The organism is Alteromonas sp. S167 (assembly GCF_036864375.1).
In the GTDB taxonomy this organism is placed as follows: domain Bacteria; phylum Pseudomonadota; class Gammaproteobacteria; order Enterobacterales; family Alteromonadaceae; genus Alteromonas.
Window position 1 is genome coordinate 36,515 of sequence record NZ_JAZETR010000011.1, and the last position, 15,590, is coordinate 52,104.

Sequence of the window (15,590 nt, forward strand, 5' to 3'; positions counted from 1 at the left end):
AAAATGTTACATGTTTTCTAAGGCATCAACACAGACTTTATCACTCACTGGGCACAATCCGCCTACCAGCTTCTTTTCAGACGGATGTACTGATGTATTGGTAATATGAGAGACATAATCTGCCAGTAGCTCTTCATCGAACAAAGCCACAAGTTCCTCATGCTCTAAATGATAATAAACGTTCAACGAAACATCATCGCGGTTAAACAATTTATCATTGTAAATCTGCGCAGCATTAACAACATCATCACTCATTGAGGCGTACATGAAAATAGGCATTGGTTTGCCAGTGTTCAGCTTATGCATTATGTCTAGGTCGTTTCGCGTAATGCCACTTCGTTTGAGTACAATCTCTGCTGCATTATCAATATTATGTTGAGAGACAAATAAACGAATCAATCGGTTTGCGCTATATAATCTAAATATAGCATTTAATGAATAATCGAAATTAATCATCGGGGCGATAAGATGCAATGTTGCATTGTCGACTTGTGTTGAGAGTTCAGTTGCTGCAACAGCCCCCATTGATACGCCCACAATATGAGTTCGACGCGCGTTTCGTTTTTCAATTAATGCTTTTAACGGCTCTACGTAATTAAGACCAAACGAAAAGGAATCTTCTGCATCTGGATTTGGCGCAACAAATACCTGAGCCCCTGTTATTCTCTGTAACCACAGAGCTTTAAAAGTCAGTAATTTAGGGTCAAGCATGTAGCCTGGTAGAACAACAATAATATCGTCCTGTAGTACTTGCGTATGCAAAGGCTCAGTTTTGTTGTTTTTAAACTTCCAAACTTTTTGGGTGTCGGTTGTATTGAGTTTAAAAGAAAGCGAGAGATTTTTTGCTTTTATAAAATCGTTTTTTGAATCGTCTGCGGCAAAAGAGGTAACCCGAATGCATCGGTTATTGTTGCTACATACTTGCTCAGAGGTGAGCACTTTGTGGAGGTCGCTTTCAATTCGTTTTAAGCCTGGGTTCATTACCTGCTTTGCGATAAACGTCGCACAGCCGCCGCTTAAAAAGCAGAGACCCAATAAACCCGCGTAAAAAAGTACCCGTGCCTTCACCAGAACCTTAACAATTATTTTTATTATAGGTTCATATTAAGCACGATTATCTAAATTAGTAAACGATGACGCACAGCTTTGTGGTTTTGAAAAACTGTTTTAAACGTAAACCAAAAGTCACGGAGAGTTTAAAAAGCCCCGTCATCAGTGGTTGCCCAAACGTTAAACAATTGCTGATATGTCGGATACTCGTTCAACATCTTCCGCGTTTTTTGAGCGTGAATAGGTGTTATGTGATTTAGCCAAAACCTTGTCTCATCAACATAATTTAATCCCTTAGCGATTTTCATAATGGTGTTAGCCATTTCAAGTGCAAGACCGCCACTTTCTTTCGTACCAAGGTATTTATTATCGAAAGCGCCTTTCTGTTCTGGGGGGAAGCGCGATAGCTCAGACATTAACTTTGAATGTATGCACGAAAACAGCGTAATAGGCCTAATGGGCTCTCCCAATGGATAACGGCAAGCCAAAAGGGATAATTCAGCTTCGTTAAACGAATGGTCTACTGGACACCAAAACCCAGTTTCAAAACCCTCGTGAAGAAATAAATTTCGGTCTGCATGTAGCGTTTTGTCCATGACAACCCTCGAAGAAAGAAGAATACAAGCGTTACGTTAAAAACGTTGATAACAAAAATACGTTTTGAAAAGCCAAAACACAGGAATTGCGTGTTTTAGTTAAAATTAGCAGGAAATTGGGAGTCTTCAAATTATGCGGGGTAGAACAACAAAAAAAGCCCGCAACGTTGTGCGGGCTTCTTGAATATGGCGGAGAGTGAGGGATTCACTCGCGCCGTCCATGGCGCTCGCCCTTCGGGCAGCCTTCGGCTGTGCAAAACGGCTAACGTGCCGTTTTGTCGAACAACGGGGGGTCTCACCCTCACTCAAAGTAGTATTTTGTTTAGTGCATAAAAAAACCCGCAACAATGTGCGGGCTTCTTGAATATGGCGGAGAGTGAGGGATTCACTCGCGCCGTCCATGGCGCTCGCCCTTCGGGCAGCCTTCGGTTGTGCAAAACGGCTATCGTGCCGTTTTGTCGAACAACGGGGGGTCTCACCCTCACTCAACTGCAGTTTTCTTTTGGCATAAAAAAGCCCGCAACGTTGTGCGGGCTTCTTGAATATGGCGGAGAGTGAGGGATTCGAACCCCCGGTGGGTTTGACCCCACGTCTGATTTCAAGTCAGGTGCATTAAACCGGGCTCTGCCAACTCTCCGTAAGTGCTGCGTATCTTAATGATATTTTTATGACTGTAAAGCATAAATTTAAAAAAGTTGTTTAAGTGCCGAGAATTCAATCAAATACGTTATTTATTAGACAATCAGGGGCTAATAATGCGCAGGTAACACCATTTTCATCTGAAAGCACTTGAAAATGGGAACTAAAAGCCATACAACATACACTAAATAAAAGAACCATTTCGGTCATATATAAGTCCTATTGGAGGAAACAATGGATCAACGTTCGATGTATTCAAGTGCATCTCAACCATCGGTATTGCAAACAAACAAGGTTTTGCGCAATACCTACATGCTGCTTGCGATGACACTGGCGTTTAGTGCGGTTTGTGCTGGTATAGCTATGGCAGTAGGCATCTCTCCTATGATGTCACTAGGTATGACCATTGGCGCTTTCATCACTTTGTTTGTTGTACAGAAGAAAGCTGACTCAGCGTCAGGTATCTACTGGGTATTTGCATTTACTGGCTTAATGGGTGCTTCATTAGGTTACACGCTTAACTTCTACCTTGGCGTAGCAGGCCCTGGCCTTATCATGGAAGCGCTTGGTGCTACAGCGTTGGTATTCTTTGCTCTTTCTGGTTATGCACTAACTACGAAGAAAGACTTCTCTTTCATGGGCGGCTTTTTAGTTGTGGGTCTTGTGGTTGTGCTTGTGGCGGCTATAGCGAACATATTCTTCGCGGTACCTGCAGTAAGCCTAGCAATAAGCGCTGCTATCGTATTCATCATGTCAGGTTTTATCCTGTTTGATACCAGCAGAATTATTCACGGCGGTGAAACTAACTACATTCGTGCTACAGTTTCGCTATACTTGAACATCTACAACTTGTTCACGTCAATCCTACACCTACTGGGTGCATTTGGTGGCGACGATTAATTCGCGATTAAGGTTTTAAAATAAACACCCCTTAACCGGGGTGTTTTTGTTTGTATGGCAGAATTTTCAATACTTATTACTTCGTCACCTTTTAATGGTGACAGCGCTATGCGCGCACTAGCATTTATTAATGGCGTAATTGCTAACGGCGATAAAGTAAACAACATATTCTTTTATGGTGATGGCGTATATCACGCAAATTCGCTCATGCTTGATACGGGTGACGCCTTTAGTGCATATCGAGCGTGGTCGAAGCTTTCTTCCGAACACAATGTAGCGCTTTTGGTATGTATTACAGCCGCTGTTAAAAGGGGCATTGTTAGTCAGCAAGAAGCTGATGACAATGGCATTGGCTTTGCCAATCTTCAAGCTCCTTTTGAGCAAGCTGGTTTAGGCGAATTTTTTACTTCGCTTCACGGTTGCACTAACTTGGTACAATTTTGATGGCTTTGATTTTAATAAGGTTAACGCAACCTCCCTACTCTAATGCGTTAACGCAAGAAGGAGTAGACTTCGCTTTAGCTGCAACCAATTATGGTCATGAAGTTAAAGTACTGTTTGAAGACCTTGCCTTACTTCAGTTAGTAAAAACAGCGTCGGTGAAAGGCCTAAAAAATAACAGTAAGCGTTTAGCATCAATGCCGCTTTTCGATATCGACGATTGCTATGCATGTAAAACCAGTGCTGAAGCCATGCAACTTAACGAATCACTTCAAAACACCAGTGTTATTGAAGAGTTAGATTGTAAATGGTTAGCAGCATCCGAGAAACTTGCGCTTATTAAAAGTGCCGACCATGTAGTAACGTTTTAATGTTAATCTCAATTTCTCACGCAAAGCTTTCTGAATCTCAACAAGATGTGCTCGCAGCATCATGCTCTGCAAGTGAAGCTGTGGCAATTGTATTCAGTGGCGATGGCGTCTATTCATTACGGTCAAACGCAAATTTAATTGATAATTGCTTATCGATAATCACAGAAGAAACAACAGAGTACGATGTACGCTTTTACGCTGTTGCAGAAGACGTGTTTTCACGTGGCGTAAATGTAGACCAAAACATAACTCAAATTACCAATCAAGAGCTTGCTGCGCTTGCGGCTGCGCATAAACAATGGGTAACGCTTTAATGACACAAGATACGTTTAGCTTCACGTATAACGGCCAAGATATCGCTACAGACAAGGCAGGCTACTTACTTGACCATACACAGTGGGATGAGGGTATGGTGGAGTTACTTGCGCGTGAGGAAAATATAGAAATGACAGACGCACATTGGGAAGTGGTTCGCTTTGTACGTGCTTTCTATGAAGAGTATGAAACTAGCCCAGCAATACGCGCGCTAGTAAAAGCAATGGCCAACAAATACGGTCCTGAAAAAGGTAACAGCCGCTATCTTCAGCGACTGTTTAAGCGCGGACCAGCTAAACAAGCCACAAAACTAGCAGGGCTTCCAAAGCCTGCCAAGTGTCTATAGCTCTTCTTTCTTAGCTTCCGTGCGAGTTAGGTAAACGAAATATGGTTACGCATAACTCATGCTTTATCCGTAGCGCGAAGTATTTCTGAACTACTTGTAGGCTCTGCACCTTTAAACGTTTTCACCTGTGTTATGCGCAGATCGGTATACAGCTTTGGAGTCGCTAATAGTTGTTCAACCTCATAGTTCATGTCGTTTTGCAGCCAAGCATTAACCATGTCTTTGTTGTGCGGTAAAAAGCATGGAATTGACTTTTCGTGATATTTGCTAAAGCCGTCAATGGGCGGACGAGTAACCACTGCGCAAGAATACGCTCCATTGCTGAAAATTCGGTAAACTGCTCCAAGTAAGAGCACGCCGCATTCGGGCTGCATCAAATAATGAGACTTTCCTTTACCACCCAAAGAAGGGTTTGACTCGCCTATTGCTGTGGCTACTACAATTCCTCTTCGGTGATGAATAGCTTTCTTCCAATATGGGCTATCTATATTGCGTGCATTGAACGTGGTACGTTCACCTATTTCAAGGGTTTCGCCATTAGGCTTTGCGTCAAACCACCATGTAGCATCAATTCCTTTCGAATGGTTTACGATTAAATTGGTAATACGCTTGGTGGCAACTTTTCCAAAAGCCGGATAAAAGTTTATAACATTGCTTTGATTCGCTTCGTCTTTAAAAAGGGGAATGGTGTGCTGCAGCCCTACTTCTTCTAGCAATGCGATAACAGCTGGCGAGTCAGTAACGCGCTGAATAAAGCCACACATGGCTTACTCCCTAAATACACTATATTCAAAGGAAACAATTCAAAAGGCTCAGTTCAAAAAGCATATTTCGTATTTTATGCTTCTATTTCTTTTATGCCCTTATCACTACTCGCCAGTTCTTGATGCTTGCTTCGTATTTGGCGGTTAAATCAGACACCCAATAAGTTGTGATAGCTAAATTCTTTTCAAACAAAAAGCTATTTACACGAAGCCTAACTACACACGCATTCTTGTTGGGGAAAGGCTTTACTAGTATATAGGTACCTGGGGCTACTCGCTCAATATCAGTCAAAAGCGCAGTAGTTCCAGATCCGCCTTTTAGTTCAATTTGATATTCAATCGTATGAAAACCGTGAATATCTATGCCAGAGTTGGACAACAGTGAGACCTTTGCCAACATATTCTCTGTATTTACGGTATCTTGCATTGGATTCTAATGCCTATAAAAAAGACGTTTTCGTTGTGCCGATTCTGGGCTAGTTTGTGTTTGAGTATTTAATCACACATCATTACACACCAGTACAGAGATGCACCCAATCGCTACTGAATAAGAGTGTCGTGCTGCGTATCTGTTGTGCAATTCAACTTCAGCAAACATAGCTCATTACTAATAGCGCATGAGGCGATGATTCTAAAATTTACAATGCTCTTTGGCTTTCGCGGCGTTTCTTGAACCCACCAATTTGAAGTTTAAAGGCACTGTAGTTAACACAGGCGTACGCTCTTTATTATCTGATGTTGGTGACCAACGCCACTTATGTAAGGCTAACACCGCTTTGTTATCGAATACCCCTTCAGGATAAGACATTGCTATTTTATAACCTGTCGCTCGACCATTGTTGTCTATTCTTACCTGAACATCTACACAACCGGACAACGCTTTACGTCTTGCTGTAGCCGGAAATTGGGGTTGAGAGTGTTGCACTAGTTTCCAATAGTCACTTAAAGCCTGAGCGCTGTCCGCTTTGGTTAAATCAATATAGTCACTGCCCAGTGGTTCTTTAACCTGTGCCTCTTTGGCATTTGAGTAAATTGTTAACGTTGATAAAGCTATTGCTGTAGTAATTGAGATAAGTGTTTTCATAGTTACATCCTAGTAGTAATAGCGAAGAGCAAAGGCGTTACTTATTGAATTCGCCGTCCTAATTTCTCTTTGAAAAAATATCAAAAGCTAATCTTTTTAAGTGTTTCGGTCTATATCTAGCTAACCAAATAAAAGATATGAACAAAAAGAAAAGCCCAACATATTCTGTTGGGCTTTAACAATAATGCATCTAACGTTACGACGCGCTGATAACTTCTTGACCGTTCATATACGGTACTAGCGCTTTCGGTACGGTAACACTTCCATCGGCTTGCTGGTTATTTTCTAGAATAGCAACAAGCGTTCGACCTACAGCAAGCCCTGAACCATTCAGTGTATGAAGAAGCTCTGGCTTATTCGTTTCAGGGTTACGGAAGCGTGCCTGCATACGACGCGCTTGGAAATCTAGCATGTTTGAACATGAAGAAATCTCGCGGTATGTATTTTGCGCAGGAAGCCATACTTCTAAATCGTAGGTTTTACATGCGCCGAAGCCCATATCACCGGTGCATAAAAGCACTTTACGATAAGGTAATTCTAGTTTTTGTAGAATAACCTCAGCGTGACCCGTTAGCGCTTCTAATGCATCAAAGCTATCTTCAGGTTTCACTAATTGCACAAGTTCAACTTTATCAAACTGGTGCTGGCGTATAAGTCCTCGTGTGTCTCTGCCGTATGAACCCGCTTCAGAGCGGAAACAAGGCGTGTGTGCAGTCATTTTCACAGGTAGCGACTTTGCATCAAGAATTTCGTCACGCGCAATGTTGGTTAAAGGTACTTCTGCAGTTGGAATTAGGCTTAGTCCCTGTCCTTCCTCGGTCGCAGGCTTAGTGTGGAATAGATCTTCTCCAAATTTCGGTAATTGACCAGTTCCATACAAGCTGTCTGCATTTACTAAATAAGGCACGTACATTTCTTGGTAGCCGTGCTCTTGTGTATGCGTGTCTAGCATAAATTGCGCAATGGCGCGGTTCAAACGTGCGATATCACCACGCATCACCACAAAGCGGCTGCCAGTTAGCTTGCTTGCCGTAGCGAAATCGAGTCCATTATTTAACCCTTCCGCAACGTCCACATGATCTTTTACTTCAAAGTCGAATGTGCGTGGCTCACCCCAGCGCGAAATCTCAACATTGTGATCTTCATTTTCACCTTCCGGCACAGACTCGTCTGGCAAATTGGGAATACCTTGTGTGAAAGCATTGATTTCTTCTAGCAGTTCGCTTAGCTCTGCTTTCGCTGCATCTAGTTCGTCGCCAAGCTTTCCAACTTCAGCTAATAAAGGTGCTATGTCTTCACCTTGCGCTTTAGCTTTACCTATGGACTTACTTCGTACATTACGTTCGTTTTGCAGATCCTGTGTTCTGGACTGAAGTGTTTTTCTTTTTTCTTCAAGCGAACTGAAAGCTGCTACGTCGAGGTTAAAACCACGGGCAGCCAATCGCTTGGCTGTTTGTTCTATATCGCTTCGCAAACACTTTGGATCTAACATGTGTTTCTAATTATCCTTTCATTAATTCAATCGCCAACCACCCAGCCAATAGGCAGGCGCCAACGTTAAGAAATACATTTGCAATGGCACGTTGCCAAAGCCCATTTTCTAATAAAGTTAACGTTTCAACTGAGAACGTTGAGAATGTTGTAAACGCACCTAACAAGCCAACCCCCAATAAAGCACGGTAGGGAGAGTCAGATAAGTCATTTCGCTCTATAAAACCGTATAGTATGGCTAAAGCAAACGACCCTACAACGTTCACGGCTAGTGTACCAAACGGTAGATGTTTTCCAAATAAGGAATCCACTGAAGTCGTAACAAAATACCGTAAACAAGCCCCCGTTGCGCCGCCAATGGCAATAAAACAGTACAAAGCTAGTCCTTGAGGCAACGTGGCACTCCTATTATTGAATTATTATTCGTTGAATGAGGTGTTTTAAACGTATTCAGCAAATACATGCTGAAACGTTACTTTAACGTTTATTAGTGCTTTGCGCATTAAGTGTGTCTAGGTAATCTCGTTTGGCTTTTAGTGCTTTTTCAAGACCACGCTCGTTTGGAAAGTAAAAGCGCGTTCTTGACAAACTTTCTGGAAAATACGTTTCGCCAGCAGCAAACGCGTTTGCTTCGTTATGCGCATAGCGGTAACCGTCGCCATGACCGAGCTCTTTCATCAACTCGGTGGGTGCGTTGCGTAAATGTAACGGTACTGGTGCATCGGCAGTTTTTCTCGCCAATGCTTTAGCGTCTTTGAAAGCCATATAAACTGCGTTGCTCTTTGCAGCTAATGCACAATAAACCGCAGCCTGTGCAATAGCGCGCTCACCCTCTGCAGGCCCAACGCGGTGAAATGTATCCCATGCATTGATGCAAAGCTGCATTGCTCTTGGGTCGGCATTGCCAATATCTTCTGATGCGATGGCAAGTAAACGCCTTCCAACATACAGCGCATCACCGCCGCCATCTAAAATTCTGGCATACCAATACAATGCTGCATCGGGGTCGGAACCCCTAACCGATTTATGAAATGCCGATATCAAATCATAAAAGGTGTCGCCTTTATTATCGTAGCTAGCAACCTTTTGTCCCACAGCCTGCTCTATGTCACCCACTGAAATTTCGCTGTCGCTGGTAAAGTCTGCTGATAGCTCTAGGTAAGTAAGCAAACGTCGTGCGTCACCGCCACTAAGCTCAACCAACGCGCCTTTTGCATTCTCTGCAATACTTAGCTTGCGTTCGCCCAAGCCATTTTTATCATCAGTTAACGCCCTATCAACCAGTTCAAACAACGCTTGCTGTTCTAGCGGCTTTAGCACATAAACTCGCACTCTTGATAGCAGTGCATTGTTAAGCTCAAACGAAGGGTTTTCGGTGGTGGCGCCAATAAACGTTACTACGCCCGACTCAACAAATGGAAGAAACGCGTCCTGCTGACTTTTGTTAAAGCGGTGAACCTCATCAACAAATAATAAGGTTTGCTGATTATATCGTGCGTTATCTTCTGCTTTATCCATAGCAGCACGAATGTCTTTTACACCACTTGTCACCGCTGAAATTCGTATAACGTTGGCGTTAGTGTAATGGGCAATTAGTTCAGCTAACGTTGTTTTACCCGTGCCTGGCGGGCCCCACAAAATCATGGAGTGACAGTGCCCTGCCTCAAGCATTTTTCTTAACGGTTTGTCGCTGCCAAGTAAGTGCGATTGACCGCTATATTGCTCAATTGTAGTAGGACGCATGCGCGCCGCTAAGGGCGCAAAGCTTTTATTAACGTTGGTCATCTACAATAAAGCTGTCAGGCACGTCTACTGCGAATGTATCAGCGGCTAACACAAAACGTGTTTCAACATTGTCGAATACTAAAGTGCTAATTTGCTGCTGAGTATCTAACATATTTAGTGCTGCTAAGTTACCCAATGAATTAAACGTTAGTGTTAGTGTTTTAATTTGACCGCCAACTTCATTGGGGGTCACCTGGAAACTTCTTAACGCTTCGTCTTCCACAGAGACATTTAGCTCTGTTATAGAAAACTGACTCCATGTTGCATTATCACTGGCAGTCAACAAAACAATTGGATTGTCCTTAATTGCACTTTCTTGCGAAAGCACGGTGACTTGCTCTACAAATGTGTCTACGTTCCACACCGCTTCGCCATCAGCAATTAGCAACGTTTCGTCAGGAAACGTCGTTTCCCACCTAAGTTTATTGGGGCGCGTCATCGTTAAAACGCCCTGGGCTTCGTGTACTACGTTTTGTTGTGCGTCTACCACGGTTTGATTAAACGTGGCTCGGTACTGCTTAATGTCAGCAAGCAGCGCTTTCAACGCATCCTTAGCAGAGACAAGAGCGCTACTGTGGTGACCTTCGTGAGATAAGTGTTTCTCTATTTGTTGTTGGGTACCTTGGTTGGTTACCAAATTCTGGTTATCCGTTAGCTCGCTTTCATTCTGCTGCGCATTCACATAAGTGAGGCTATAGGTTGAAATTACGCTCGCTAAAAAAATCGAAACTGCTTTTTTCATTCAATGCTTCCAGTGATTAATCCTTGTGAGGGGGCGGTGCGAGAACTTCTCTATTACCGTTATGTCCCTGTGCACTTACGACACCACTCATTTCCATTTGTTCAACTAGGCGAGCAGCTCTGTTGTAACCAATTCTAAATTTACGCTGTACGCTACTTACGCTTGCGCGCCGTGTTTCGGTAACAAACGCAACGGCTTCATCATAAAACGCATCAAACTCTTGGTCTTCGCCTTCAGGTTGTTCACCAGGTAGCAATACTTCGGCTGTCGCCTCACCATTAAGAATTTCATCGATGTAATCGGGCTTACCACGTTTCTGCCAATCGGCAACAACAGCATGTACTTCATGGTCGTCAACAAACGCACCATGAACCCTAGTAGGTACAGGACTCCCAGGCGGAAGGTACAGCATATCACCCATACCAAGTAGGGTTTCGGCACCCTGTTGATCTAATATCGTTCTCGAATCAATTTTACTTGAAACTTGGAACGCACAACGGGTTGGTATATTTGCTTTGATAAGACCGGTAATAACGTCTACAGACGGACGCTGTGTAGCAAGAATAAGGTGAATGCCGGCTGCTCGAGCCTTCTGAGCGATACGGGCAATAAGCTCTTCAACCTTTTTACCAACAATCATCATCATGTCAGCAAATTCGTCTACTACAACAACAATAGCAGGTAGTTTTTCAAGGTCTGGCGCCTCAGCGTCCATACTCTCTTCATTTTTCCATAAAGGGTCTTTTATAGGGGTGCCATTGGCAATAGCTTCAGTCACTTTCGCATTGTAGCCCTTTAAGTTACGCACACCTAAAGCACTCATAAGACGATAGCGGCGCTCCATTTCACCAACGCACCATCGAAGCGCGTTGGCCGCTTCTTTCATGTCTGTTACAACTTCAGCAAGAAGGTGAGGAATACCTTCGTATACCGACAGTTCAAGCATTTTAGGGTCAATCATAATCATGCGAACGTCTTCTGGCGTGCTTTTGTATAGCAAGCTCAAAATCATTACGTTCACACCAACAGATTTACCCGAACCTGTTGTACCCGCCACAAGTAAATGAGGCATTTTGGCAAGGTCTACTACAACTGGTTTACCTGAAATATCAGCGCCAAGTACCATCGTAAGCGGCGATTTGTTTGACTGGAATGTATCGCAGCTAATAACTTCGCTTAAACGCACCATTTCACGTTTTTTGTTTGGAAGCTCAAGGCCGATAACAGATTTGCCAGGTATAACCTCAACCACGCGCACTGAGATCGCCGACATTGCACGGGCCAAGTCTTTTGAAAGACCGGTAATTTTGCTTACCTTTACCCCTGGGGCTAAGTCTAATTCAAAACGCGTTATTACCGGGCCGGGATAAACACCGACTACCGTGGCTTCTATATTAAAGTCAGCGAGCTTTTCTTCAACAAGGCGTGAAATACCCTCTATTTCTTCAGGTGTTAACGGGTTTTCATGCTTATCTGCACGCTCTAGCAAGTCAAAAGAAGGCATAGGCGGAAGATTCGGGTCAATATTCGGGTCGTTCTGCCCTGCCCTTGCTTTCGCCGGTTTGGCGCCTAGCGCCGCAGGTTCAAAACTTTGAGGCGTTGGAGTCTGCTGAGGCACAGCGTTGTGGCTCGAAGACTGTGGCGCTAAAGTATTTGAGGCGTCTGCTACATCGTTTCCATTTTCAGCGGCTTGGCTATCAGAATGAATAGTCGGTTTATTGCCGGTCTCGTAAGGTAAATCTTCATCGAACGAATCGAGCTCATCAAAATTAATAGACGGGCCGTTATTAGATGAGTTTTGCATTGAAGGTACGGTATCTTCCTCAATTTCATCATCACTGCACTTCTCATCAGCACTTTTATTAAGGCCCACTTTATCTTTAATTGACTCACGCATGCCTGAGAATGAAAACGGCGCTTTCGATGCACTTGATTTCTCGGGTTCTACATCCGCGTTGTCACTTGCAGGCTCTTCATATGAGTACAGTGCTGCTCCTGAGGTGCTAGCTCCTGACACGTTAGTATCGTCTAATCCAAATGTAGGTTCGCTCCTTTCCCTACTAGGCATGCTATAGCCATCAACATTCTCATTATGTATTGATGCGTGACTATTAACAGTTGAATCAAGTTCACTTTGATTGATGTTATCGTCACTCGACTGCTTTGTACTGTTTTCACTGTCACTCTCAAATCCGGGCTCTGCTCGCATAGTTGTGATATCAAGCTCGGACGGAGTTAACTGTGCAGATTTGTCGCCCAAAGATAGCTTAGGCATGTCCAGCGCTAATAAGCGCTGTGGTGCAGCAATGGTTTTTTGTCCAAGCCATAGCGTTATTTCGCCCAGCCTGTCGATAATGGTAAGCCAACTTACGCCAGTAAGTAACGTAAACCCGGTGCAAAAGAAACATAGCAGCAATAAAATTGTGCCCGCGGTGTTGAAATATGGAACTAGCGCAGAGCTAATTACGTCACCAACAAAACCGCCCGCTGAAAAATTGAAAATGTCGTCGAAATTAATGCTGGCGATACCGGTAGCACCCAGCGCCATGAGCAAGCCGCCGACTATGCGAAGCCCAATAGTTAGGTAATCAAACTCGTCCAACTCTTTTATATGTTGGAATAAAAACCAGCCAAGAAATGCAGCGCCAAACGGCAGTAAATACGCTAGATAACCAAAAGAAAAAAGTAATAAATCAGCACACCAGGCACCTGTCGCACCCACCCAGTTGTGTACATCAAGTTGCAGGCCCGCCTGACTCCAGCCAGGGTCGCCAGGATGAAAAGATGCTAATGCCAGCAATAAAAAGAAGGCGAAAACACAGGCCATAATCATGCCTGCTTCCCACACTCGCTGAACTCCCGTTAATCGCGCCATAACCCTAAAAAACCTTCAAAATGCGTCATTTTTTCTCTTGGTCCGACACTAACTGTAAAGCTGCAAAAACTTAGCGAATTCTTTGCATTATTTACGTGCTAAACCAAATGTACTTTTATAATTATTCTAAGCGGCTTTGTAATAAGCCACATGTTTAGTGAACCCAGTATCCTTGGGTAATAACTAAACACTGTATTTTTGCACAGCCTACCATAAAATTGCGCCTTTGAGCCATGCTTTCGTTACTTCAAATTAATCCTTAAAGACGACGTACTTTTTACTTCTTCCATCACTACATAAGTTCGAGATTCGCTTACACCGGGTAAACGTAGCAAAGTATCACCGAGTAATTTTCGATAACTTCCCATATCAGCTACACGGGCCTTTAACAAAAAATCAAAATCACCCGATACCAGATGGCATTCTTGTATATCGTCATGTAGTTTTACTGCAGCAGAAAATTCTGCAAATATATCCACCGAAGTTTTGGTAAGCGTTATCTCAACAAAAACAAGCATTGCAGCACCCAGTTTTTCAGGGTCTACTACCGCATGGTAACCCTTTATATACCCTTGGCTTTCTAAGCGCTTAACCCTCTCTAGGCAAGGACTTGGGCTTAACCCTACTTCTTTGGCAAGCTCAACGTTTGATATACGTCCGTTTTTCTGTAGTTGAACCAGTATATTTCTGTCTATTCGGTCAAGGTGTTTTGGCGTTTTTACCAGCATATAATATTTTTCCAATTCTTAGTTAAACAAAATTATATTCTACAAATACCTTTTCTTCAGCAGATAGTTCTATTTTTATTGTCGTATACTCGCCACAATTAAAAACCCTTGTTGTTATAAACATTATATCCATTCGAGCCGTCAAGAAGCTCACGCAATAATAGAGGATCACGTATGTTAGTTGGTGTACCAAAAGAAATTAAGAATCATGAGTATCGTGTAGGCTTAACGCCGGCTGCGGTTAAAGAGTTTGTTACCCATGGTCACAATGTACTGGTAGAAACAAAAGCAGGCGACGCCATTGGTTTCACCGACGAGATGTATATCGAAGCAGGTGCTTCAATAGCACCAAACGCAGAGCAAGTATTTGCTGAAGCGGAAATGATTGTAAAAGTAAAAGAGCCTCAGCCTAACGAGTGTAAAATGCTTCGTAAAGGTCAAACACTTTACACTTACCTTCATCTTGCACCAGATCCTACTCAAACAAAGCTTCTTGTTGAGTCAGGCGCAACATGTATTGCTTATGAAACCGTAACTGACGATCGCGGCGGCCTTCCTCTTTTAGCTCCTATGAGTGAAGTGGCTGGACGCATGTCTGTACAAGCTGGCGCACATTATCTTGAAAAAGCTCATGGCGGAAGCGGTACACTACTAGGTGGCGTACCAGGAGTTGCGCCAGGCAAAGTATTGGTCATCGGTGGTGGTGTTGTAGGTATTAACGCTGCAAAAATGGCACTAGGTTTAGGTGCTGACGTTACCATTCTTGACCGCTCACTACCTCGTTTACGTCAACTTGACGATATCTTCAACGGCCAAGTTAAAACCGTTTACTCTACAGTTGATGCTATAGAGCACTACTCTTCGAAAGCTGACCTTGTAGTTGGTGCTGTGCTTATTCCAGGCGCTGCAGCTCCTAAGCTGTTAACGCGCGAGCACATTGCAGCAATGAAGCCAGGCTCTGTATTGGTTGACGTAGCCATCGACCAAGGCGGTTGTTTTGAAACATCAAAAGCAACAACACACCAAGACCCTGTATACATGGTTGACGATGTTGTTCATTATTGCGTAGCCAACATGCCAGGCGGCGTTGCTCGCACATCAACAATGGCACTGAACAACGCAACACTTCCTTTCGGTCTGGCACTAGCTAACAAAGGCCCTGCAAAAGCAATGCTTGAAGACAAGCATCTATTGAACGGTCTTAACGTGCATGAAGGTAAAGTAACCTACAAAGCAGTTGTTGATGCGTTGGGCGAGGAATTAGGCCTAACCTATACACCAGCAGAAGTCGCGCTTAAAGGCGAATAAATTTTATATAGCGGTGTAGTTTACACCGCGCTTTACGACCTAATATCTATCTATTTCAGGTCTTTATATAGTACAAAGCTCGGCATGGTCACCCATAGCCGAGCTTTTTTTATTGAATTTATGTATCTGCTAGCGAGATTTCATGCAATCAAAGC

General features: G+C 43.4%; 17 protein-coding genes and 1 tRNA gene. 6 read left to right on the forward strand and 12 right to left on the reverse strand.

Annotation, left to right across the window (positions count from 1 at the left end):
- Positions 1-6: 6 nt before the first annotated feature.
- From V7R35_RS15700 to V7R35_RS15710, 3 genes are all read right to left on the reverse strand, one after another.
- Positions 7-981, reverse strand: a complete 975-nt coding sequence (locus V7R35_RS15700; protein ID WP_334015877.1) for an alpha/beta hydrolase — start codon at positions 979-981, stop codon at positions 7-9.
- A 215-nt stretch (positions 982-1,196) separates the two neighbouring features.
- Positions 1,197-1,646, reverse strand: a complete 450-nt coding sequence (locus tag V7R35_RS15705; RefSeq protein ID WP_334015878.1) for a hypothetical protein — start codon at positions 1,644-1,646, stop codon at positions 1,197-1,199.
- Positions 1,647-2,191: 545 nt separating this feature from the next.
- A tRNA-Ser gene (locus V7R35_RS15710) sits at positions 2,192-2,283 on the reverse strand.
- A 236-nt stretch (positions 2,284-2,519) separates the two neighbouring features.
- On the opposite strand from V7R35_RS15710, the gene V7R35_RS15715 reads away from it, so the two are divergent.
- From V7R35_RS15715 to V7R35_RS15735, 5 genes are read left to right on the forward strand one after another with little or no spacing between them, the layout of a single operon-like run.
- Positions 2,520-3,185 (forward strand): Bax inhibitor-1/YccA family protein, encoded by a 666-nt coding sequence (locus V7R35_RS15715; protein ID WP_334015879.1) that lies wholly within the window; start codon positions 2,520-2,522, stop codon positions 3,183-3,185.
- 54 nt (positions 3,186-3,239) lie between these two features.
- A complete protein-coding gene (gene tusD, locus V7R35_RS15720; protein WP_334015880.1) occupies positions 3,240-3,629 on the forward strand; it encodes a sulfurtransferase complex subunit TusD in 390 nt (129 codons plus the stop codon).
- A complete protein-coding gene (locus V7R35_RS15725; RefSeq protein ID WP_334015881.1) occupies positions 3,629-3,997 on the forward strand; it encodes a DsrE family protein in 369 nt (122 codons plus the stop codon). The genes tusD and V7R35_RS15725 overlap by 1 nt, the downstream gene beginning before the upstream one ends.
- Positions 3,997-4,311: a DsrH/TusB family sulfur metabolism protein gene (locus tag V7R35_RS15730; RefSeq protein WP_334015882.1), complete on the forward strand. Its 315-nt coding sequence runs from the start codon at positions 3,997-3,999 to the stop codon at positions 4,309-4,311. The genes V7R35_RS15725 and V7R35_RS15730 overlap by 1 nt, the downstream gene beginning before the upstream one ends.
- Positions 4,311-4,658: a TusE/DsrC/DsvC family sulfur relay protein gene (locus V7R35_RS15735; protein ID WP_334015883.1), complete on the forward strand. Its 348-nt coding sequence runs from the start codon at positions 4,311-4,313 to the stop codon at positions 4,656-4,658. The genes V7R35_RS15730 and V7R35_RS15735 overlap by 1 nt, the downstream gene beginning before the upstream one ends.
- Before the next feature lie 56 nt (positions 4,659-4,714).
- Here V7R35_RS15735 and V7R35_RS15740 read toward each other — a convergent pair whose 3' ends face one another.
- The 9 genes from V7R35_RS15740 to lrp all read right to left on the reverse strand — a co-directional run bounded on the left by V7R35_RS15740 (position 4,715) and on the right by lrp (position 14,127).
- Positions 4,715-5,422, reverse strand: a complete 708-nt coding sequence (locus V7R35_RS15740) for an SOS response-associated peptidase family protein (protein ID WP_334015884.1) — start codon at positions 5,420-5,422, stop codon at positions 4,715-4,717.
- Positions 5,423-5,513: 91 nt separating this feature from the next.
- On the reverse strand, positions 5,514-5,849 hold the full coding sequence (locus V7R35_RS15745) for a hypothetical protein (protein WP_334015886.1): 336 nt from the start codon (positions 5,847-5,849) through the stop codon (positions 5,514-5,516).
- A 204-nt stretch (positions 5,850-6,053) separates the two neighbouring features.
- Positions 6,054-6,506, reverse strand: a complete 453-nt coding sequence (locus tag V7R35_RS15750) for an energy transducer TonB (RefSeq protein ID WP_334015887.1) — start codon at positions 6,504-6,506, stop codon at positions 6,054-6,056.
- A gap of 196 nt (positions 6,507-6,702) precedes the next feature.
- Entirely contained in the window at positions 6,703-7,998 is a 1,296-nt protein-coding gene (serS, locus tag V7R35_RS15755; protein WP_334015888.1) for a serine--tRNA ligase, read from the reverse strand.
- Positions 7,999-8,008: 10 nt separating this feature from the next.
- Positions 8,009-8,392 carry a fluoride efflux transporter CrcB gene (gene crcB / locus V7R35_RS15760; RefSeq protein ID WP_334015889.1) on the reverse strand — a complete coding sequence of 128 codons (384 nt, stop codon included), beginning with the start codon at positions 8,390-8,392 and terminating at the stop codon, positions 8,009-8,011.
- Between the two features lie 82 nt (positions 8,393-8,474).
- The gene (locus V7R35_RS15765; protein WP_334015890.1) at positions 8,475-9,782 is read right to left on the reverse strand and encodes a replication-associated recombination protein A; all 1,308 of its coding nucleotides are present in this window, start codon (positions 9,780-9,782) and stop codon (positions 8,475-8,477) included.
- Positions 9,769-10,524: an outer membrane lipoprotein chaperone LolA gene (gene lolA, locus V7R35_RS15770; protein WP_334015891.1), complete on the reverse strand. Its 756-nt coding sequence runs from the start codon at positions 10,522-10,524 to the stop codon at positions 9,769-9,771. The genes V7R35_RS15765 and lolA overlap by 14 nt, the downstream gene beginning before the upstream one ends.
- Before the next feature lie 16 nt (positions 10,525-10,540).
- Positions 10,541-13,399: a DNA translocase FtsK 4TM domain-containing protein gene (locus V7R35_RS15775; protein WP_334015892.1), complete on the reverse strand. Its 2,859-nt coding sequence runs from the start codon at positions 13,397-13,399 to the stop codon at positions 10,541-10,543.
- A 242-nt stretch (positions 13,400-13,641) separates the two neighbouring features.
- The gene (gene lrp, locus V7R35_RS15780) at positions 13,642-14,127 is read right to left on the reverse strand and encodes a leucine-responsive transcriptional regulator Lrp (RefSeq protein ID WP_131093305.1); all 486 of its coding nucleotides are present in this window, start codon (positions 14,125-14,127) and stop codon (positions 13,642-13,644) included.
- Between the two features lie 174 nt (positions 14,128-14,301).
- Between lrp and ald the strand changes: the two genes are divergently transcribed.
- Positions 14,302-15,435: an alanine dehydrogenase gene (gene ald, locus V7R35_RS15785; RefSeq protein WP_334015893.1), complete on the forward strand. Its 1,134-nt coding sequence runs from the start codon at positions 14,302-14,304 to the stop codon at positions 15,433-15,435.
- Positions 15,436-15,590: the final 155 nt, after the last annotated feature.